Origin of the sequence: Reyranella aquatilis, assembly GCF_020880995.1 — a bacterium.
Classification (GTDB): domain Bacteria; phylum Pseudomonadota; class Alphaproteobacteria; order Reyranellales; family Reyranellaceae; genus Reyranella; species Reyranella aquatilis.
Map to the genome: position 1 here is coordinate 230,087 of NZ_JAJISD010000004.1, position 19,840 is coordinate 249,926.

19 protein-coding genes, 1 tRNA gene and 1 riboswitch are annotated in these 19,840 nt (G+C 66.3%); of the genes, 11 read left to right on the top strand and 9 right to left on the bottom strand.

Annotation, left to right across the window (positions count from 1 at the left end):
• The first annotated feature begins 40 nt into the window (after positions 1-40).
• The gene (locus LJ725_RS11530; protein WP_230550800.1) at positions 41-568 is read left to right on the top strand and encodes a DUF488 domain-containing protein; all 528 of its coding nucleotides are present in this window, start codon (positions 41-43) and stop codon (positions 566-568) included.
• A gap of 5 nt (positions 569-573) precedes the next feature.
• Complete coding sequence (locus LJ725_RS11535; protein ID WP_230550801.1) at positions 574-1,428, top strand: alpha/beta fold hydrolase; 855 nt, start codon at positions 574-576, stop codon at positions 1,426-1,428.
• A 1-nt stretch (position 1,429) separates the two neighbouring features.
• Here the strand turns inward: LJ725_RS11535 and LJ725_RS11540 are convergent, their stop codons facing one another.
• The 4 genes from LJ725_RS11540 to LJ725_RS11555 form a co-directional block, all read right to left on the bottom strand.
• Positions 1,430-2,941: a hypothetical protein gene (locus tag LJ725_RS11540; RefSeq protein ID WP_230550802.1), complete on the bottom strand. Its 1,512-nt coding sequence runs from the start codon at positions 2,939-2,941 to the stop codon at positions 1,430-1,432.
• The gene (locus tag LJ725_RS11545) at positions 2,941-3,945 is read right to left on the bottom strand and encodes an SGNH/GDSL hydrolase family protein (RefSeq protein ID WP_230550803.1); all 1,005 of its coding nucleotides are present in this window, start codon (positions 3,943-3,945) and stop codon (positions 2,941-2,943) included. The genes LJ725_RS11540 and LJ725_RS11545 overlap by 1 nt, the downstream gene beginning before the upstream one ends.
• Positions 3,946-4,006: 61 nt before the next feature.
• A tRNA-Gln gene (locus LJ725_RS11550) sits at positions 4,007-4,081 on the bottom strand.
• A 63-nt stretch (positions 4,082-4,144) separates the two neighbouring features.
• The gene (locus LJ725_RS11555; protein ID WP_230550804.1) at positions 4,145-4,660 is read right to left on the bottom strand and encodes a flavin reductase family protein; all 516 of its coding nucleotides are present in this window, start codon (positions 4,658-4,660) and stop codon (positions 4,145-4,147) included.
• 174 nt (positions 4,661-4,834) lie between these two features.
• Between LJ725_RS11555 and LJ725_RS11560 the strand changes: the two genes are divergently transcribed.
• Genes LJ725_RS11560 through LJ725_RS11570 form a run of 3 tightly spaced genes read left to right on the top strand, consistent with a single transcriptional unit; the run spans position 4,835 to position 7,843 of the window.
• On the top strand, positions 4,835-5,746 hold the full coding sequence (locus LJ725_RS11560; protein WP_230550805.1) for a CHAD domain-containing protein: 912 nt from the start codon (positions 4,835-4,837) through the stop codon (positions 5,744-5,746).
• A 34-nt stretch (positions 5,747-5,780) separates the two neighbouring features.
• The gene (locus LJ725_RS11565; RefSeq protein WP_230550806.1) at positions 5,781-6,950 is read left to right on the top strand and encodes a CobW family GTP-binding protein; all 1,170 of its coding nucleotides are present in this window, start codon (positions 5,781-5,783) and stop codon (positions 6,948-6,950) included.
• An 11-nt stretch (positions 6,951-6,961) separates the two neighbouring features.
• Positions 6,962-7,843: a fumarylacetoacetate hydrolase family protein gene (locus LJ725_RS11570; protein ID WP_230550807.1), complete on the top strand. Its 882-nt coding sequence runs from the start codon at positions 6,962-6,964 to the stop codon at positions 7,841-7,843.
• Positions 7,844-7,891: 48 nt separating this feature from the next.
• On the opposite strand, the gene LJ725_RS11575 is transcribed toward LJ725_RS11570, so the two are convergent.
• Positions 7,892-8,467, bottom strand: a complete 576-nt coding sequence (locus tag LJ725_RS11575; protein WP_230550808.1) for a TMEM165/GDT1 family protein — start codon at positions 8,465-8,467, stop codon at positions 7,892-7,894.
• Between the two features lie 65 nt (positions 8,468-8,532).
• Positions 8,533-8,673: riboswitch (yybP-ykoY riboswitch) on the bottom strand.
• A gap of 127 nt (positions 8,674-8,800) precedes the next feature.
• On the opposite strand from LJ725_RS11575, the gene LJ725_RS11580 reads away from it, so the two are divergent.
• The gene (locus LJ725_RS11580) at positions 8,801-9,790 is read left to right on the top strand and encodes a Bug family tripartite tricarboxylate transporter substrate binding protein (RefSeq protein ID WP_230550809.1); all 990 of its coding nucleotides are present in this window, start codon (positions 8,801-8,803) and stop codon (positions 9,788-9,790) included.
• Here LJ725_RS11580 and LJ725_RS11585 read toward each other — a convergent pair.
• Positions 9,777-10,694: an ABC transporter substrate-binding protein gene (locus tag LJ725_RS11585; protein WP_230550810.1), complete on the bottom strand. Its 918-nt coding sequence runs from the start codon at positions 10,692-10,694 to the stop codon at positions 9,777-9,779. The two genes, LJ725_RS11580 and LJ725_RS11585, sit on opposite strands and share 14 nt — an antisense overlap.
• A gap of 59 nt (positions 10,695-10,753) precedes the next feature.
• Here LJ725_RS11585 and polA point away from each other — a divergent pair, with 59 nt between their 5' ends.
• The 3 genes from polA to LJ725_RS11600 are packed head-to-tail and all read left to right on the top strand — an operon-like array spanning position 10,754 to position 15,048.
• Positions 10,754-13,675, top strand: coding sequence for a DNA polymerase I (gene polA / locus LJ725_RS11590; protein ID WP_230550811.1), 2,922 nt, complete (start codon positions 10,754-10,756; stop codon positions 13,673-13,675).
• A gap of 10 nt (positions 13,676-13,685) precedes the next feature.
• Entirely contained in the window at positions 13,686-14,411 is a 726-nt protein-coding gene (locus tag LJ725_RS11595) for a hypothetical protein (protein ID WP_230550812.1), read from the top strand.
• A gap of 19 nt (positions 14,412-14,430) precedes the next feature.
• Positions 14,431-15,048, top strand: a complete 618-nt coding sequence (locus tag LJ725_RS11600) for a glutathione S-transferase family protein (RefSeq protein ID WP_230550813.1) — start codon at positions 14,431-14,433, stop codon at positions 15,046-15,048.
• Here LJ725_RS11600 and LJ725_RS29165 read toward each other — a convergent pair.
• Positions 15,029-16,375, bottom strand: a complete 1,347-nt coding sequence (locus LJ725_RS29165; RefSeq protein WP_230550814.1) for a glycosyltransferase family 4 protein — start codon at positions 16,373-16,375, stop codon at positions 15,029-15,031. The genes LJ725_RS11600 and LJ725_RS29165 overlap by 20 nt on opposite strands.
• Positions 16,372-17,718, bottom strand: coding sequence for a glycosyltransferase family 4 protein (locus LJ725_RS11610; protein WP_230550815.1), 1,347 nt, complete (start codon positions 17,716-17,718; stop codon positions 16,372-16,374). Before LJ725_RS11610 ends, LJ725_RS29165 begins: the two co-directional genes overlap by 4 nt.
• A gap of 110 nt (positions 17,719-17,828) precedes the next feature.
• Between LJ725_RS11610 and LJ725_RS11615 the strand changes: the two genes are divergently transcribed.
• On the top strand, positions 17,829-18,578 hold the full coding sequence (locus tag LJ725_RS11615; RefSeq protein ID WP_230550816.1) for an SDR family NAD(P)-dependent oxidoreductase: 750 nt from the start codon (positions 17,829-17,831) through the stop codon (positions 18,576-18,578).
• 6 nt (positions 18,579-18,584) lie between these two features.
• Positions 18,585-19,478, top strand: a complete 894-nt coding sequence (locus LJ725_RS11620) for a methionyl-tRNA formyltransferase (RefSeq protein ID WP_230550817.1) — start codon at positions 18,585-18,587, stop codon at positions 19,476-19,478.
• A 10-nt stretch (positions 19,479-19,488) separates the two neighbouring features.
• Here the strand turns inward: LJ725_RS11620 and LJ725_RS11625 are convergent, their stop codons facing one another.
• Positions 19,489-19,830 carry an HdeA/HdeB family chaperone gene (locus LJ725_RS11625; RefSeq protein ID WP_230550818.1) on the bottom strand — a complete coding sequence of 114 codons (342 nt, stop codon included), beginning with the start codon at positions 19,828-19,830 and terminating at the stop codon, positions 19,489-19,491.
• Between the last annotated feature and the right edge of the window lie 10 nt (positions 19,831-19,840).

The window sequence follows — 19,840 nt, forward strand, 5'->3', positions numbered from 1 at the left end:
CAGGACCATCGGACACTCCAATCATCCAATCGAACGCTTCGTGGAATTGCTGAAGGCGGGCGGCGTCGAGCGGCTGGTCGACGTGCGCTCCACGCCGTGGTCGCGCCGTCATCCGCAGTTCGGCCGCGACAGGCTCGCGAGGTCGCTGGCCGAAGCGGGCATTGACTATGTGCATGAGGGCGCGGCGCTCGGCGGCAAGCCGCCCGTGGACAAATCTGGCGCCGGCAGCAGCTACGATCAGCTCGCCGCGCGCCCCGACTTCAAGGCCGGCCTCGATCGCGTGATCGAAGGCGCGCGCGACACCGCGCTCTGCCTGATGTGCGCGGAGAAGGAACCGCTCGACTGCCATCGAACCGTGCTGGTAGCGCGCCGTCTCGCAGAGCGCGGCGTGGCCGTCGAACATCTGTTGGCCGATGGCAGCAGGCGGCCCCATCATGCGGTAGAGGAAATGGTGCTGGGCAAGGACGGCGCGCCCGACCTGTTCGAGGATCGCGCCGCGCGGCTGGCTCGTGCCTGGCGTCGCCTGGAAGCCAAATGGGGGCGCGCGGGCAGCGACGAGGGAGAATGAGCGGAATGGAAGTTCGCAGGATCGAGACCGCGCCCGGCCTGGTGTTCGATGCCTCGGTGGCCGGCAAGGACGACGACACGCTGGTGCTGATGCTGCACGGCTTCGGAGTCTCGCGGCATTTCTGGAAGGCGCAGGTGCCGGTGATGGGCCGGGCGGGCTACTTCGCGGTGGCGCCCAACCAGCGCGGCTACTCGGCCGGCGCGCGGCCTGATCCGACCCATCTCGAATCCTATCGCTTCGATAGGCTCACGGGCGACGCGCTCGACATCGTCTCGGCGCTGGGACACGGCGACAAGCGTTTCCATCTGGTCGGCCACGACTGGGGCGCGAGCCTCGCCTGGGCCATCGCCTTCCGCCACCCGGAGAAGCTGCGGTCGCTCACCATCCTGTCCCGCCCACATCCGATGTCGTTCGCGCGGGCGCTCGCGATGCCCGACGGCGACCAGAAGCGGCGCTCCGGCCACCACCAGGCTTTCCTCGAACCCGATGCCGTACCGAAGCTGCTGGCGGACGATTGCGCCTGGCTTAGGAAGCGTCATGCGAAGGAAGGCGTGCCGAAGGACGCGATCGACCTCCACCTCTCCGTGCTGGGCTCGGCGCCGGCTATGGAAGCCGCCCTCGCCTGGTACCGAGCGCGTGGCGAGCGCATGCCGCTCGGGCCCATCAAGGTGCCGACGCTCTATATCTGGGGCGACGCCGACGACACGGTGGGCCGCGCCGCGGCCGAGGGCACGGGCGAGTTCATCGACGCGCCCTATCGCTTCGAGGTGCTGCCCGGTGTCGGCCACTACGCCGCCGACCAGAGGCCGGCACGAGTGAACGAACTTTTATTGGACCATCTCGGCCGCTACGCGGCCTGAGTTACTTCTTGCACTCGAGCTTGGTCAGCCGCGGCGTGAAGGTTGGCAGCGCCGTCGAGGCGCCCGCGGGCCAGGCGCGCGGCCAGGCCTTGTCCGCCAGCTTCTTCTCCACGATCGGCACCAGCAGGTTGAACGCCGCCCAGGCGCGGATGCGCGTACCGGCATAGTTGGTGTGGACGGCGTCGGTGAACAGGTCCGGATCGAACGGCATGTTGCCCACAATGTCGAGGAACTCGATGCCGTGCGTCGCGGCATACTTCGCGAAGTAGCGGTTCTGGAACTTCGCCAGCCGTTCGAGGTCGCGATAGCGGTAGGGCCAGTTCGCGGCGTTGAGCTGTTCGATGATGTAGCGGTGGCGGACCGGATCGACGACGAGCCCGTCCTTCACCATCCAGAAGAAGGATGAAAGGGCCATGTCGGCGCCGATCGACTTGAGGTCGCCGCGGATCTGGTCGAGGTCCCACTGGATGAGGTTCAGGCTGACAGGCAGCCTGGCGAAGTCGAGCTGCGGCGACATCTCGTCGAGCCCTTCCGGCCAGATCACCTTGTAGTCGGGCTTGGGCCATTCGCCGCCGCCGCCGGTCCCGGCGCCCGCCATGGCGAAGGCGGCCTGGATGCGACCGATCAGGGCGGAATAGCGCGCGCCCGCCTTCAACCACGTCACCGCCGCCGGCTCCTGCGCGTTCGACGGGCGGGTGACGGGATCGGTCGGCACTTTCTCAACGATCGAGGCCGGCCGGAATTGGTTGCCGCCCTCGTGATAGACGACAAGATCCGGACGGAGCGGCAACACTTCGTTGCGCACGATCGCCGCGATATCGTCGGAGATGATGCTCTCGCGGCCAGCGTTCAGCACATCGAACCGGATGCCGAGGCCCTTGGCCTTCGACCACATGTTCATCCAGTGACCGACATATTCGGGCCAGGAATAGGGAAGATGGTGCGCCTCGACCACGGTCGAGGAGCCGACGAAGACGATGCGCACCGTCTTCTCGGGTCGCGGATTCTCGATGGGCGGACCGCGCCAGCCGATCTGGTTGGTCGTGAGCCCGCTAGGGATGGTGACGTCGGGCAGGAAGCGATAGGGCGGCCGGTCCTGGCCGTCGGGAGCATCGTAGAGGAAGAGCTGGCCCGGCGCGTGGCGCAGGAACCAGTGCTTGCAGGGATCGCCGGAGAAGCTCGTGTTCCAGACCTTGAAGACATCGGAGGGACGGAACGTCCAGCCGCCGACGGGATTGGCCTCGACGTAGCGATAGATCCGCTCCCACTCATCCGGAATGGCCCGCTTGTTGGGAAGCGGCGCGGGCTCGGTGGCGAACCAGTCGCGCTCGACGCCCGGCGCGCGCGGCACCTTGTCGACGGAGTCCTGCTTCACGCTGGCGAGCCCGGTCGGCTCGCTGAGCGGCATGTAGAAGATCGTGTAGCCGTCGATGTAGCGGACGACGCCTTCGGCCACGACAACGCACATGGCGATCGAGACCAGGAAGAGCAGTGCGTCCTTCAGGAAGCGCATTACTTGCAGCCCTTGCCCTGGTCCTTGCACAGACCGTCGAGCAGCTTGTTGAGTTCCGGCACCATCATCGTGGTGAAGGCAGCCATCGCCGCACCGTTGGGATGCGGGTCGGGAACCGTCACCCAGAGGCTGGCCGGGTCGAGGTTCTGGACCGTCGGCAGCATGTCGAAGAACGGCACGCCCAGCCCCTCGACATCGGCCTTCACCTTGGCGGTGACGTCGTTGAACGGATAGGGCTTCAGCTCGCGCAGCTCGGGAATGTTGAACACGACCAGCCTGGCGCCCATCTCGCGCGCGGTCGCGGCGAAGCCCTGGATGGCCTTGCGGGTCTGCTGCCAGCCGGCCGCGTCATCCTTGTAGAGTTCGCGATAGTAGCGCTTCCAGTCGGGCGCCTCGCCGAACTGGCGCATCAGCGAATCGAGACGATACTTGAACACGACCCAGGCCGCCGAATGCTCGTCGAGCCAGGAAGTCTGGTTGTACGTCGGCATCGGCTCGGCATCGTTGATGAAATAGCTCAGCACGATGATGTCGGGCTTCAGCTTCGCGGCGGTGTCGCGAAACAGCGTGAGTTCCTGCAGCGTGTTGTGATTGCCCACGCCCAGATTGTAGCTGTCGACCTTGCGCCCTTCCTTGAGCAGGGCGGCCGTGACGCGGGCGGCGGCGGTCTCGTCCTGCGCGACGCCCCAACCCAGGGTCGTCGAATCGCCGACGAAGGCGATACGCGCCACGCCGGCCGGCGCCTTCTCCGGAATCTCCGAAGAACGGAACCCGCGCGAATCGGTCGTCACCTTCACGCCCATGAGCTGGGCCTCGGCATTGGGACGATGGCGGTGGCCGAGATCGGGCCGCATGTCGCGCACCTTCACATCGCGCGCATAGCGCCACATCTCCAGCTCGTAGAGCATGCCTGTGTCGAGGAACAACCGGGTCATCCCCTCGAGGCAGAGCGCACACACGGCCGTAAGGACGACGACGAGAAGCGTATTCTTGAGAAAGTTCATAGACCTTGTCGCTCGAGCGGTTCATCCCGGACGGACGTCCAGGCCCTCGGACAGGGCGCTTTGGCTGGGGCGCCAGGATTCGAACCTGGGAATGGAGGAATCAAAATCCTCTGCCTTACCGCTTGGCGACGCCCCAGCAGGCGCTCTTTCGGGCGGGCGGGAACATAGTGGGTTGGCGCGGGGGCGCAACCCCGCTGCGTCACGCCGCCTGGGCGGCCTTCTTCAGCGCGGCACCGTGCACGAACGTACCGTCGGCATACAGAAGCGGCGACGCCGTGTCGTGCAGCGCCACGTCGACGATCTCGCCGATGTAGATCGTGTGCGTCCCGGCCGAGAGTTCGGTGACCAGCTTGCAGTCGAAGGATACCGGACAGCCCTTCAGCACCGGCGCACCCGTCGTGAGCGTCGTCCATTCTCCCAGGTCGTTGAACCGGTCGTCTCCCTCGATCCCGTCCATGCCGGCGAAGCGTTCGGCCAGCTTGCGATGGTCGGGACAGAGGATGTTGACGCAGAAGAAGCCGGCCTCGCCGATGGGATCGTGGGCGCTCGCGGTCTTGTTGACGCAGACCAGGATCTGCGGCGGTTCGGCCGACACCGAGCAGACCGCGGTGGCGGTCAGCCCGCCTCGCTGGTCCTTCAGACGGGTGGTGATCAGGGTTACGCTCGCCGCGAGGTGGCGCATGCCCTTCTTGAACGCTGCCGCATCGATACTCATGGCGCGATTTTAGGCCACGCCGGACGCCTGCCGCCACTGCAATCGACCGCTCGGGCGCCCCCTAACCCTCGGGCCGGCAAGCGAAAATTCGCGCTAGTGGGGAGAATTCCACAGCCTCCGTGCTGCAATAAAACCTTCATCAGACTGTCGCTCTTTGAGGTTGCCCCCCGTCCCATGGCCGCTACGGTCGGACAGATGCCTGCCGCCAGGTCCCGAATAGACGCCGAAACATCCCCCGATGTCGCGCTGCGGCAGATCGCGGCCGCCTGCCGGGCCGACCTGTCGAAGTTTCGCGCCATCGTGCTCAAGAGCCGGCGGCCCATCGGCATCCATCAGGCGCGCGTGGCGCTGCGCCGGTTGCGCGCCGCCTTCAGCGTGTTCCGTCCCGCCGTGGACGGCTCGACGATCCGAGCCCTGTCGGCCGAGGCAAAATGGCTGGCGGGAGAATGCGGACCCGCACGCGATCTGCATGTTTTCCTGACGGAAAGCGTCACCGACGTTCCGCCGGTGGTGAAGCGAATTGCCGGGCGCCTTGCCGACAGTCACCTGCAGCGGGCCCGTGCTGCCCTGTCGAGCGCCCGCTATGCGGCGTTCGACGAGCAGCTCGAAGCGTTCGCTGCCGGACGATCAGCGCAGCCCTGGGCCACGGAGACGACTCCCGATGGGGCGCCGACCCGTCTCGACATCTTCGGCCGGGCGATCCTCGACGCGCGTCACGGCAAGGCCCTTCGGCGCGGACGATCCTTCGAGCGGCTGAGCGAGGAACAACTCCACCGCCTGCGCATCGACATCAAGAAGCTGCGCTACGCCGCGACCTATCTCAGCCCCGCCTTTGCGTCGCCTGCCGCCAAGCCCTATATCGAAGCAACGGTGCGCCTGCAGGGCGCGCTCGGCGCCTTGAACGATCGGGCGGTGGCGGCCCGCATGCTGGCCGACATCGCCACGGCCGCCCGTCCCACCGAGGACGCGGCCGCGCCTCTCAAGGGTCTCGCCAGGCAGGCGGCAAGCGGCGAGAAGCGCCGGCGCCGCAAGCTCGAGCGGGCCTGGAAGGAGTTCAGGAAGGCCGGGCGTTTCTGGCGGGCGTGAAGCCAGAACACAGGATACCCCACAGGATCCCCCGATGAGCGATACGCAGAACGCCGGCGAGCAGCGCATTCCCGTCACCGTGCTGACGGGCTTCCTCGGCAGCGGCAAGACCACCCTGCTGAACAAGCTGCTGCGCCGGCCGGAGCTCGCCGACACCGCCGTCATCATCAACGAGTTCGGCGAGATCGGCCTCGACCATCTGCTGGTCGAGAAGTCCGACGACGAAGGCATGGTGACGCTCAACTCGGGCTGCCTGTGCTGCACGGTGCGCGGCGATCTCGTGCGCACCATGAGCGAGCTGTTCCTGAAGCGCTCGCGCGGCGAAGTCTCGCCGTTCAAGCGCATGGTGGTGGAGACCACGGGCCTCGCGGATCCCGCGCCCATCCTGCACACGCTGATGACCGATCCGCTGCTCGCCTCGCGCTACCGCCTCGACGGGGTGGTCACGACGGTCGACGGCGTGAACGGCGCCAGCACGCTCGACAATCACGAGGAGGCGGTGAAGCAGGCCGCCGTGGCCGACCGCCTGCTGCTCACCAAGGTCGACATCGCCGACGCGCCCAAGCTCGCCGAGCTGAAGCACCGGCTGCAGCATCTCAACCCCGGCGCGCCGTTCCACACGGTCGCGACGGGCGAGATCGACCCCAACCAGATCCTCAATGCCGGCCTCTACAATCCCGAGACCAAGAGCGCCGACGTGAAGAAATGGCTGCAGGCCGAGGCCTACGAGGGTGGCCACGACCATGGACATGGACACGGGCACGGCCATCACCATCACGGGCACGACCATGGTCACGACCACGGCCATGGCCACGATCATGGGCACGGCCATGGGGAGCAGGATCCGCACGACGTGAACCGCCACGACGACCGCATCCGCTCCTTCTGCATGACCTTCGACGAGCCGATGAGCTGGTCGACCGTGGCGGCGGCGTTCGATGCGCTGGTGACCTATCGCGGCCCCGACCTGCTGCGCATGAAGGGCATCCTGAACGTCAAGGACACCGACAAGCCCGTCGTGATCCACGGCGTGCAGCACGTCTTCCATCCGCCGGCCACGCTCGACGCCTGGCCCGAGGGTGACGACCGCAAGAGCCGCGTCGTGTTCATCACGCGCGATATCGGCGAGAGCACGATCCGCAAGGTCTTCGCCTCGTTCTTCGATGCGGAGAAGAAGGGCTGGGGCAAGGACGCGGGCGAGTAGGCCAAGGCACAATGAAGCTCGCCACGATCACGCATGCGGGCGCCCTGAAGGCCGCCCTGGTGGCCGCCGACGGAAGGACCTTCTGGCCGCTGGAAGAGATGCTGGGCCGCGCCGTTCCCGATCTCGGCGCCATCGTCGGCGAACTCGACGCGATCAAGCCGAGGCTGAAGCCGGCGGGCGCTGGCCTGCCGCTGTCGGCCGTGAAGATCGAGGCGCCGCTTCCGCGGCCGGCGCGCAACGTCATGTGCGTGGGCAAGAACTATCACGAGCATGCGAAGGAGTTCACGCGCTCGGGCTTCGACAGCAGCGCCAGCTCGGCGGCGGATGCCATCCCGACGGCGCCGATCATCTTCACCAAGGCGCCGGAATGCGTGATCGCCGACGGCGAGGACATTCGCTATCCCGAGGGCGTCAGCGATTCGGTCGACTACGAAGCCGAACTCGGCCTGGTCATCGGCACGGGCGGTCGCGGCATCGCCAAGGCCGACGCGTACCGCCACATCTGCGGCTACACGATCATCAACGACGTCACGGCGCGCGACCTGCAGGGCAAGCACAAGCAATGGTTCCTCGGCAAATCGCTCGACACGTTCTGCCCGATGGGTCCTTGGCTGGTGACGTCCGACGAGGTCGATCCCGAGAACCTCAACGTGAAGTGCTGGGTGAACGACGAGCTGCGCCAGGACGCCAACACGCGCGACCTCATCTTCGACATCCCGACCCTGATCGAGACGATCTCCGCCGGCATCACGCTGAAGCCGGGCGACGTCATCGCCACCGGCACGCCGGTCGGCGTCGGCATCGGCTTCACGCCGCCGAAGTTCCTGAAGCGCGGCGACCGTGTCACGATCGAGATCGACGGGCTGGGCCGACTCACCAACAAGGTGGCTTAGCCAAGTTCAATTCCTCCCCGTAAGACGGGGGATGAGAAGAGCGTGGGTTCAGCCCAGCAGGCCCATGTCGAACTTCAGCAAGGCCATCAGGCCGAGCGCGACGAAGGCGGCGGCCGCGAGCGAGCGCACCAGCTTCAGCGACACCTTGCGCGACAGCACGTCGCCGAACAGCACGGCGGGCACGTTGGCGATCATCATGCCGAAGGTCGTGCCGGCGGTGACGGCGACCAGATCGTTGAAGCGCGCGGAAAGCGCCACGGTGGCGATCTGCGTCTTGTCGCCGATCTCGACCAGGAAGAAGGCGACCGCCGTGGCGATGAACGCGCCGGCCGCGCCCGCGACCTTGGGGCCCTCGTCGGCCTTGTCGGGGATCAGGCACCAGACGGCCATCGCGAGGAACATGACGCCGAGGATCCAGCGCATCGCGTCGGGTCCCAGCCAGGCGGCGACCGTGGCGCCGGCCCAGGCGGCGAGCGCGTGATTGGCGAGCGTCGCGACCAGGATGCCCAGGATGATGGGCACCGGACGGCGATAGCGAGTGGCGAGGATCATGGCCAGGAGCTGCGTCTTGTCCCCGATCTCGGCGACGGCAACGAGTCCTGTTGAAACGAGAAAGGCTTCCACGGCGGAATCACATGGCGGGACCGAGCATAAACCTATGGCTCCCGATGCCGCCCGATCCCGCGGGTAAAGGCACTGGAAAGCCAAAGGTCTCGCCAAGCGCGGTCCGTTGGACCGTCGGTCGCCGGATGGGCCATGGTTCCGGAGAACCAAGTCTGTTGACACATCCGCCTCTGGGGTGAGGCCGGCTACTCCCCGATGACGGGGCGTAAATAGTCCGCTGCGACAACACCTGCAAGGCACCGAACGTCGCGGTTTCTTGCGAACGCCTCGCAGCACGACGCTGGCATCATGGCCATGGTGCACTAGAGTTGCATGATCGCTTCGAGGTGCCTGATGCCGTCCCTGTCCAAGCGTCGCCTGCTCGCTCTGTCCCTGCCCCTCCCGCTTCTCGCCGCGCCGCTCGCGCGCACCGCCTTTGCGCAAAGCTGGCCCGACCGGCCCGTCCGCATCGTCGTGCCGTTCCCGGCGGGCGCCGGCGTCCTCGACATCATGGCGCGTCTGCTGGCGCAGCATCTCGGCCCCGCGCTCGGCCAGCAGATCGTAATCGACAATCGCCCCGGCGCAGGCGGCACGATCGGCGCCGACGTCGTCGCGAAGGCGCCGCCCGATGGCTACACGGTGCTGATGGGCAATCCGTCGCTGGTCGTGAATCCCTTCCTGATGGCCAGGATGCCCTACGATCCGATGACGGATTTCATTCCGCTCACCCTGGTCAACACCGCGCCGCTGCTGCTGGTCGCCCATCCCTCGCTGCCGGCCAATTCGGTCAAGGAGCTGATCGCGCTGGCGCGGGCCAAGCCCGGCGAACTGAACTACGGTTCGGGCGGCGTCGGCAGCACGCCGTTCCTCGCCACCGAACTATTCCGCTCGATGGCGAACATCGACGTGACGCACGTTCCCTATCGCGGCGGCGCACCGGCACTGGCCGATCTCGTCGCGGGCCAGCTCAGCTTCATGATCGAGAACATGCCGGGCACCCTGCCGCTGGTGAAGTCGGGCAAGCTGAAGGCGCTGGGCGTCACCACCGCCCATCGCGCGGCGCTGGCGCCGGAGATTCCCACGATCGCCGAATCCGGCCTGCCGGGTTACGAGGTCGTGGGCTGGAACGGACTCTTCCTGGTCAAGGACACGCCGCCCGCGATCGCCGGCAGGCTCTACGAGGAGGTGGCGAAGGCCCTGCGCAGCGCCAGCGTGAAGGAGCAGATGGCGGCCCTGGGCGCCGAACCCGGCGGCAACACGCCGGCCGAGTTCACCGCCTTCGTGCGCGCCGAGTCCGCTCGCTGGGGCAAGATCATCCAGGACAAGGGCATCAAGCCCGAGTGACGCCCGCGATTGCGGCGGAGGCAAGCTTCGTGTCGACCACATCGTCGAAGGCGATGTCCTTCGACAGCGTGCCCGCCGAGCGCATGGCGGCGTGCAGGCGATCGTACCCCTCGCGGCGGATCACCGGATCGGCCCCCCACAGGCCGAGCGCGCGATAGCGGTCGATGCAGGCGGCGAACAGGTCGCGAGACACGTCGGGAAAGAACGACTGCACCGCATCGGCGATGTCGAACGACGGCGCCGTGCCGAACCATTTCAGGGTCGCATCCACACCGCGGATCATGCGCGAGAGTTCGTCGGCCCGGCTCTCGAGGAGTCCGCGCCGCGTCACCAACGTCGTGTAGGCGGTGAGGCCGCGATCGGCGGCGGCGTACCAGACGTGCCCCGCGCCAGTGGAGATCAGGCGCTCGGCATAGGGCTGGAAGACCTGGATCGCATCGATCCTGCCTTCGCGCAGCGCGATTTCGTTCTCGCCCATGGTCCCGTCGGTGACCCGGTCGACCTTCGCGGGATCGATCCCGGCGCGCCGCAGATCGTCCTGCAGGCACACCCAGGGCGTCGGCACTTCCGATACCGTCGCGAGTTTCACGGACAGGAGATCGGCGAGCCTGAAGTCGGGACGCGGCCGCGCGCCGATCACGAAGAACGGATCGCGCGCCACCACATCGCAGAAGCAGACCAGGTCCGACGTCGGATCGGTATCGCGCGCGATCATGACGCGCAGCGGGCCACCCCACATCACGTCGACTTCGCCGGCCCGCAGCGCCCGGGCCGCGGCCAGCGGATCGGGCGAAGGCCGCAGTTCGACCTCTACGCCGGCGCGCGCGAAGGCGCCGGTCGCGTGGGCCGCGTAGAAAGGCGCGTAGAACAGGGCGCGGAAGTTTTCGGAAAGCACGATAGCCATGCACCGATCCTAGCACGGCGCACCTCCCCCCGCAGGGCGCCGCGTGCTAGGCCTTGGCCATGGCGAAATCCAAGGCTCCCGCGAAGACCCCGGCGGACGGCGAGAACAAGCCGATCCGTCACCTCTATTTGATCGACGGCTCGGGTTACCTGTTCCGCGCCTATCATGCCTTGCCGCCGATGAACCGGCCGGACGGCACGCCGATCAACGCGGTGTTCGGCTTCTGCCGCATGCTGGTGGCCGACCTGCTGGACAATCCCGAGATCGACCACATCGCGATGATCCTCGACGCCGGCAGCGTCACTTTCCGCAACAAGATCTACGACAAGTACAAGGCCAACCGGCCCGATCCGCCGGAGGACCTGATCCCGCAATTCCCGCTGATCCGCGAGGCCGCGCGCGCCTTCAATGTCACGGTGTGCGAACTCGAGGGCTACGAGGCCGACGACCTGATCGCGACCTACGCCCGCCTGGCGCTGGAAGCCGGCGGCACCTGCACCATCGTCTCGTCCGACAAGGACCTGATGCAGCTGGTGCGGCCGGGCGTCGAGCTCATGGACCCGATCAAGAAGATCAAGCTCGGGCCGGAGGCGGTGTTCGAGAAATTCGGGGTCACGCCCGACAAGGTCGTCGACGTGCAGGCGCTGGCCGGCGATTCGACCGACAACGTGCCCGGTGCGCCGGGTATCGGCATCAAGACGGCGGCGCAGCTCATCAACGAGTACGGATCGCTCGAAACGCTGCTGGAGCGCACCAAGGAGATCAAGCAACCCAAGCGGCGCGAATCGCTGGAGAACAATGCCGAGCTGATCCGCATCTCCAAGCAGCTCGTGTCCTTGCGGGACGACGTCCCGGCACCGGCCGATCCCGATTCCTTCGACAAGCGCCGCCCCGATCCCAACGTGCTGCTGCCGTGGCTCGAACAACAGGGCTTCCGGACGCTGCTGCAGCGCTTCACCAGCGAGCTGGGCGAGGCCACGGCGCCGGTCGCGCCGACGTCCGCGCCCGAGCCGGTGAAGAAGGCCGAGCCGACGGCCGTACCTGCCGCTTCCGCGTCGAAGAAGCCCAACCGCGACTTCACGACCGCGGACTACGAGCTGATCCAGGACGTGAAGCTGCTCGACGAGTGGATCGCCGAGGCGACGCGGGCCGGCACCGTGGCCTTCGACTGCGAGACCGACGGACTCGATTCGAACAATGCGGGCCTGGTGGGCGTGTCGCTGGCCCTGCTCGAAGGACCGTGGGGCGACGTCAATTCGACGCGGCGGCGCGCGGCCTACCTGCCGCTGATGCATCGCACGCCCGGCGGCGCCGTGCAGGGGGCGCTCGATCTCCTGGGCGACGGCGGCGACAGGGATGCCGGCAAGCTGCTCGACGGGCAGATCCCGCTCGAGACCGCCATCGCCAGGCTGAAGCCCTTGCTGGAAGACCCGGCGGTGCTGAAGGTCGGCCAGAACATCAAGTACGACATGGCGGTGTTCCGCCGGCACGGGATCGAGATCGGCCCGGTCGACGACACGATGCTGATCTCCTTCGTCCTCGACGCCGGCAAGAACAATCACGGCATGGACGAGCTGGCCGAGCTGCATCTCGGCCAGAAGACCATCAAGTTCTCAGACGTGGCCGGCAGCGGCGCCAAGCAGGTGACCTTCGACAAGGTGCCGCTCGACAAGGCACGCGACTATGCCGCCGAGGATGCCGACGTCACCATGCAGCTCTGGGCGCGCCTCAAGCCGCGTCTGGTTCCCGAGCGCGTCACCTCGATGTATGAGACGATCGAGCGGCCGCTGATCCCGGTCCTGCTGTCGATGGAAAGCGCCGGCATCAAGGTCGATGCGGTGAAACTCAAGGGGTTGAGCGCCGACTTCGAGAAACGCCTGGCCGAGCTCGAGGGCGAGATCCACAAGATCGCCGGCCGCGAGTTCAACGTCGGCTCACCCAAGCAGCTGGGCGAAATCCTGTTCGACGAGCAGAAGCTTCCCGGCGGCAAGCGTAACAAGAACGGCTCGTGGGCGACCGACGCCTCGGTGCTGGAAGACCTCGCGGCGCAGGGTCACCCCCTGCCGGTGAAGATCCTGGAGCACCGCCAGCTGGCCAAGCTCAAGGGCACCTACACCGACGCGCTGATGCGACAGGTCGATGCGAAGACCGGCCGCGTCCACACCTCGTATCACATGACCGGCGCGGCCACGGGACGGCTCGCCTCGACCGATCCCAACCTGCAGAACATCCCGGTGCGATCGGAAGAAGGCCGCAAGATCCGCCAGGCCTTCATCGCCGAGGCCGGCCACAAGTTGCTGAGCGCCGACTATTCTCAGATCGAGCTGCGGCTGCTGGCGCATGTCGCCGACATTCCGGCACTGAAGGAAGCCTTCGCGCGGGGCGACGACATCCACGCGATCACGGCGAGCGAGATGTTCGGCGTACCGGTGAAGGGCATGGACCCGCTGATGCGCCGGCGCGCCAAGGCCATCAACTTCGGCATCATCTACGGCATCTCGGCCTTCGGCCTCGCCAACCAGCTGGGCATCGGCCAGCAGGAGGCGAAGGAATATATCGGCCGATATTTCGAGCGCTATCCCGGCATCCGCGACTACATGGAGAGGACCAAGGATTTCGCGCGAAAGCACGGGTACGTGCTGACGCCGTTCGGCCGCAAGATCCACCTGCGCTTCATCCACGACAAGAGCCAGGGCATGCGCGCCTTCGCCGAGCGTGCCGCGATCAACGCCCCGCTGCAGGGCGGCGCCGCCGACATCATCAAGCGCGCGATGATCCGCCTGCCCGGCGCACTCACCGCCGCCAAGCTCAAGGCGAAGATGCTTTTACAAGTACACGACGAACTCCTGTTCGAGGTGCCCGAGAAGGAACTCGACAAGACCAGGGACGTGGCACGCAAGATCATGGAAAGCGCCGCCTCACTCACGGTGCCGCTGGTCGTCGAAGCCGGCGTCGGCCAGAACTGGGCAGAAGCACACTAGGGGCGAGAGCGTGCGCGCCTTCCTCGCCCTGCTCCTTGCGGCAGTCGCCCCCGGCGTGTTCGCGCAGGAAATAGGGGCCCTGCCGCCGCTTATCACGACTCCTTCCATCGCAGTGGTCGTCCAGGAGAAATGCTGCGACTGGCAGAGTCAGCATATCTCCGTTCCAGACAGCGCCGACCGTGCGGCTCTGGAGAAGTTGCGCGACCGCGCCTATCGCAATGGGATCGTCCTCCAGCTCAAGCTCGATAACGATCGGTCCCTGAAGTTCATCGACAACACCATCGTCGGCGAGTCTTGCGAAGGATATGATGGCTGCCGAAAGCATCGACTGATCGGATATTGGCCAAGCCATCGCCAGTACATCGTCGAAGTCGCTCTTTGGGAAGGACTGGAAGTGTATTTGGCCTCCGCTCGGGACGGCCGCCTCTTGCCCGTCGGATCTCCACCTCTTCTCTCGCCTTCGGGCAAGTATGCGATAGGCGTGGACAACAGCATTGGGTATCCGAACGGCGGCCTGGAACTGATAGACCTGAGGCAGGCAACGCCCATCGGAATTCGCCTGCCAGGCCTACCTTCGTGTCCGGGAACGGGCCAAGAATATGGCCTGCGGTCCAATCCCGTGTGGCTCGACGACTCGCGAGTAGGATTCCAAGGAGAATCTCCGTTCCCCAACGATGATCCGAACGCGAAACAAATCCTGCGCATCGTCGACGGGAAGCCTGAATGGGAATGCTGAACTCAAGGAGAGTGATCCGATGAAAATCTGGGGACGCGCCAATTCGATCAACGTGATGAAGGTGCTGTGGTGCGCCGATGAGTGCGGCGTGAAGTACGAGCGCACCGACGTCGGCGGGGCGTTCGGCGGCAACGACCAGAAATGGTACCTCGACATGAACCCGAACGGCGTCGTGCCGACCATCGACGATGGCGGGCGCGTCATCTGGGAGAGCAATTCGGCGGTGCGCTATCTCGCAGCCAAATATGCCGCGGGCTCGCTGTGGCCCACCGACCCCGGGCAGCGCAGCGAGGCCGACCGCTGGATGGACTGGCAGCTCAGCACCATCGCCGAGCCGATGCGCATCGCCTTCTGGGGCCTGATCCGCACGCCGCCGGAAAAGCGCGACATGGCGGCCATCGGCAAGGCCGCCGCCGAGGCCGGCCGGCTGTTCGGTCGGCTCGACGGCTGGCTTGCGGGCAAGCGCTACGTCGCGGGCGACCATTTCACGATCGGCGACATCCCGGTCGGCTGCTTCATCCATCGCTGGTATGCGCTGGAAATAGAACGCCCGGACCTGAAGAACGTCCGGGCGTGGTACGAGCGGCTGACGACGCGCCCGGCCTATGCCCGGCACGTCATGATAAAGCTGACCTGAGCAGCACGCTTCCCGCGTCGTTCCAGCTGGGAAACCTCCGCGTCGCCAGCGCCTGCGCGATCCTGTCCCGCGCGGCCGCCAAGGCCGCGCCGTCGGAGATCCAGGCGGCCATTGCCCGCGCCAATCCCTCGGCACTTGCGGGATCGAAATACGTGGCGAGGTCGAGCCCGGCCTCGCGTGTCGCCCCGGCACTCGAGGCGATGCAGGGTACGCCGAGAGCAAGGCTCTCCTGTACCGCCAGCCCCCAGCCTTCACCGTGACTCGGCATGACCGTGAAGAGAGCGTTCCTGTAGAGGACGCCGAGATCGCCGTCGGAAAGATTGTCGAGCCAGAGCAGAGTGCCGTTGCGGGAGCCCGCTGCCAGCCGGGCGCGCACCTCGGCCGCTTTCCAGCCGTAGCCGCCGGCTACGACCAGGAGCGGCATGGCGTCGCCAAAGCGGGCGCGCAGCCCATCGGTTGCATCGAGAAGCGCCGGCACGTTCTTGCGGGGCTCGATCGTGCCGACCGACAGCACGAAGGGCCTGTCGGTCAGTCCGTGACGCTCGAGGACCATGCGCTGGGAGAGACGATCGCGGGTCGCGTCGCGCAAGGCATCGAAGCTGTCCCAGCCCATCGGCAGGACGGCGATCGGCTTTTCCGGGACCGACCGGTCAGCGAGGTAGCGCTGCACCTGGTGCCTTACGAATTGCGAACTGGTCAGCCAGCAATCCACGCTCGGGGCGATTCCGTGAAGTTGCCTGGCAAAGATCCGCACCGCGCCGGCGGGAGTCCATTCCGGCCGCTCGATGAGATAGAGGTCGTGGATCATCTGGACGATCCGCACCCCGGTTCGCTTCTTCAGGCCGGCGACCGTCGCGGCGTATTTCTTCTGCCACCAGAGATCGCCGGGATTGAACAACGCGTCCTGCGCGCCGGGCGGCGCAACGATGTCGAGCGCCGGCGACGACTCGCGCGCGGCTCCTTCCGTCCAGGCCTCGATGAGGCCTTCCATCCGGGTCAGCCCGGCCGCCAGATACGGCAGATGGAAATGACGACCTTCGGACATCATTTCCGGAAGCGTCGCCAATCTCAACCCCTGCGCCAGGATGCGTCGCAGGCGCGATATTGCCGAGGAGCGACCGCTCCCGAGGTGGGCAATCAGCTCGGGGGCGATCCTGTAGAAGCGATCGCTGCCGAGTATGCGCACCACGAACTCGACGGCGGGCGATTGGCGGACGACATCTGAGGACGCCACCTTTTCGATAACTCTCTGCACGCCGCCTGGGTGCCGGAAGTAGGCATACCAATGAACCAGCCCCGTGAGGTCGTAGAGCAACCGTGCGCTCACAGGTGGCTTCCGTTCCCGTCGAGACTCACTTGCTTCAGCAACACCTGGCCCGCATCGTTCCACGTCGGGAAACGCTTCGTGCCCAGGGCCTCGGCAATTCTCACCCGCTCTCGCTGAAGGGCGGAGGCATCGGTGATCCAGTGGGCGATCGCGGATTTCAAGCTCGCCGGATCGGAAGAATCGAAATGAACCGCGAGGCCATGGCCGGACTCGCGCAACGCTCCGCCGTCCGAGGCGATGCAGGGCACGCCATGGGCGATGCTCTCCTGCACCGGCAGTCCCCATCCCTCGGAATGACTGGGCGACACGGTGAAGAGCGCGGCGCGGTAGAGGATGGACAGATCGGCGTCGCGAACCCTGGTCAACCACTTGGTGTGCGGGGTACGCCACAGGCGCGCCGCAAGACCCTTCGCGCTCCAGCCGTAGCCGCCCACGACCACCAATCCCGGGACACGCTCGCCGAGATCCCGGCGCAAGCCCTCCATGACATCGAGGAGCGTTGCCAGATTCTTGCGTGGCTCGACCGTTCCGACGAACAGGATGAAGGGGCGACCGACGAGCCCGTAGCGCCGGAGCGCCGCCGTGGGGCCGGAGCAATCCTCCCCCCTTGGAACCGCGAAACTGTCCCAGCCCATGGGTAGGACCTCGACAGGTCGCGGAGGCAGCGAGTGGCTCGCCATGTAGGTCCCGAGCTGTTCCTTCACGAAGGCCGAATTGGTCAGCCAACGATCAACGCCGGGGGCGACCCGGCCGAACGTGGACACGAATGTGTGCTTGAAGGTCGGCGAAGCCCAGTCGGGCCGTTCGAGGAAGAAGAGGTCGTGAATCATCTGCACGACCTTCACCCCTGTGCGGGCCTTCAGCCCAAGCACGAACGGGGCATAGTGATTCTGCCACCACAAATCTCCTGGGTTGAAGAACGTGTCCTGCGGCCCGGGCTCCGGCACGACGTCCAGCGGCGGCAGGGCGGTCGGCAATCGCCTGCCGAACCATGCCTCGACCACCGACTCCAGACGAGCCCGGCCGAGGAGGAAGTAGGGAACGTGGACGATGGCCATGTCCGACGACGGCCCCCTGCGCCTTGCCTGTCGCATGGTCATCGTGAAGAGGGCGCGCAGGCGGGCTATCGCCGCCTGGCGCCGCAGCGGATCCTGGAGGTCACGCAATGTGCCGCCATCGACCCTGTACAGCACGTCACCGCCAAGCGCCCGCGCCACGAACTCCACCTGCGCGCTCCGTTGAACGGCGGTCGAGGACAGCAGCTTTTCGGTCACCCTTTGGATGCCAGAGGGATTCGGGAAAAAGGCGTACCAGTGAAGCAGCCCGGTGACGTCGAACAGCAATCTACGGGTCACGTCCCGACTTTCGACCATCGGCCAATGCGCTGCCGATCAACATAAATGCGTGGTCCACCACCCGCAAGGTCACTATCATTTCGGGACTTCTGCCCCACATGAAAACATTCCGCCACATCATCATCACTGGCGCTTCGAGTGGCATCGGGGAGGCGCTGGCCATCGACTATGCCGCTACCGGCGTCGTTCTTGGTCTGACGGGCCGTGACGCCCGGCGTCTGTCCGCGGTTGCGGATGCCTGCCGAGCCAAGGGCGCGATCGTGCTCGCCGATACCGTCGATACCACCGACCGATCTGCAATGGCGCACTGGCTGAGGGCGTTCGACGACGCATATCCCGTCGACCTGCTGATTGCCAACGCCGGAATATCGCTCGATCAGAACAACCTGGGAATCGAACCCTTCGATTCGGCCCACAGGACCATCGCGGTAAATGTCACCGGCGTACTCAACACCGTCGAACCGCTGATCGATCGCCTCATGGCACGGCGTGCAGGACAGGTCGGCGTGATCGCGTCCCTTGCGGCTTTCTTCGGTCGTCCGCGATCCGCTTCCTACAACGCGAGCAAGGCCGCGATACGCGTCTGGGGAGAGAGCCTTCGCTTCCCCCTCGCAAAGGCGAATGTCGGGCTGAGCGTCGTCTGCCCGGGCTATGTCACGAGCCGCATGACCGATGCGATTGCCGATCCCAGACCGAAAACGATGAGCACCGGTCGCGCCTCGCAGATCATTCGGCAGGGTCTCTCCCGCAACAGGCCGCGCATCGCATTCCCCTTCGGCCTCGCCATCGGCGTCTGGTTTACGGCGTTGCTTCCCGCCTGGCTGAGTGCGCGGATGTTGAAGGAGTAGGGCCGCATGCCCTCCGCCACGGAGAACGGGCCAAAGACGCGCACCATCGTATTTTGCCATATCGACAGCCTGTGCTGCCTTCCGGCATTGAACGCGGTGTTCGCAGAGCTCGGCGACCACATTGGCCTTGTCCTGTCCTCGCGGCGGTTCGGCTCCAGTCACGGCACTTTCTGGGAGCAGACGACCTCTGGCTTCCGGCGCTTCGGGATCCCTCTCAACCTCTGGTTGGGCTTCGACCTGATATCGGTACCGGTCGTCGCCTTTTTCGCGCGCTGGCTCTCGCGCCTCACCGGCCGCCCCCCTTCACTGGCGACGTTGCCCGAGTTGGCGCGGCGCCATGGTGCGCGGTTCGTCGAAACATCCGACGTCAATTCCGCCGAGGCGCTTGCCGAGGTACAGGCTTGCGCCCCCGATTTCATCGTCGTCATGAATTTCGACCAGATCCTGCAGCCCCCTCTGATCGGTCTGCCGAAGGTGGCGGCGGTGAATGTTCACCCGTCCCTGCTGCCAAGACTGCGTGGCCCCTGCCCCGTGCTGTGGGCGCGAGCGAGGCAGGAGCACATTTCAGGCGCCACGGTTCACGCGATTGAAGACGGCACGATCGACGCCGGCCGCATCATTGCCCAGGTCGAAGTGCCGATCGATGGCGCGACGTCGGTCGGCGAACTGACGACGCAATTCTTCTCCGCCGGTGCGCGCGCCCTGCCGACCGCGCTGGCGCGTCTCGCGGCCGACAGGACCACGGGACAAGCGCAGCGGCTCTCGGACGGCCAGTATCTCGGGTATCCGTCGGCGCTCCAGATGAAAGACTTCCGACGCGCAGGACTTCGCCTCTGCCGCCTGCGTCACGCCACCCACCTGCTGTTGGCAGCGCTCGGCGTGACCCGCTGGAAGCTGTAGCGAGACGTAACTAGCGGCGCTTCGGCAGCTTGGCCATCTCGGCCAGGATGGCGCGATCCACCACCGTGAACAGGTAGGCGTCGGGCGACAGGGTGCAGCCGCCGCGCACCAGGTGGGCGAGCTGGGCGCCCTGCTCGCCGTCGGGGATCACCACGCCGCGCACACGCGCCGAATGCTCCGCGAGGAACACCGCCAGCGCCTTGCGGGCTTCCGGGTTCATCGCATGCGCTTCCTTGCAGGTGATGTAGGCGGCCTGGTCGAAGTTGAGCGGCGGCATCTGGGCCTGGGCCGAGGTCGCAACGGCGGCGACGGCGCCGAAGCCCGCGAGGGCGAGGAGGATCCTGGAGGTCATGCCGATCGCC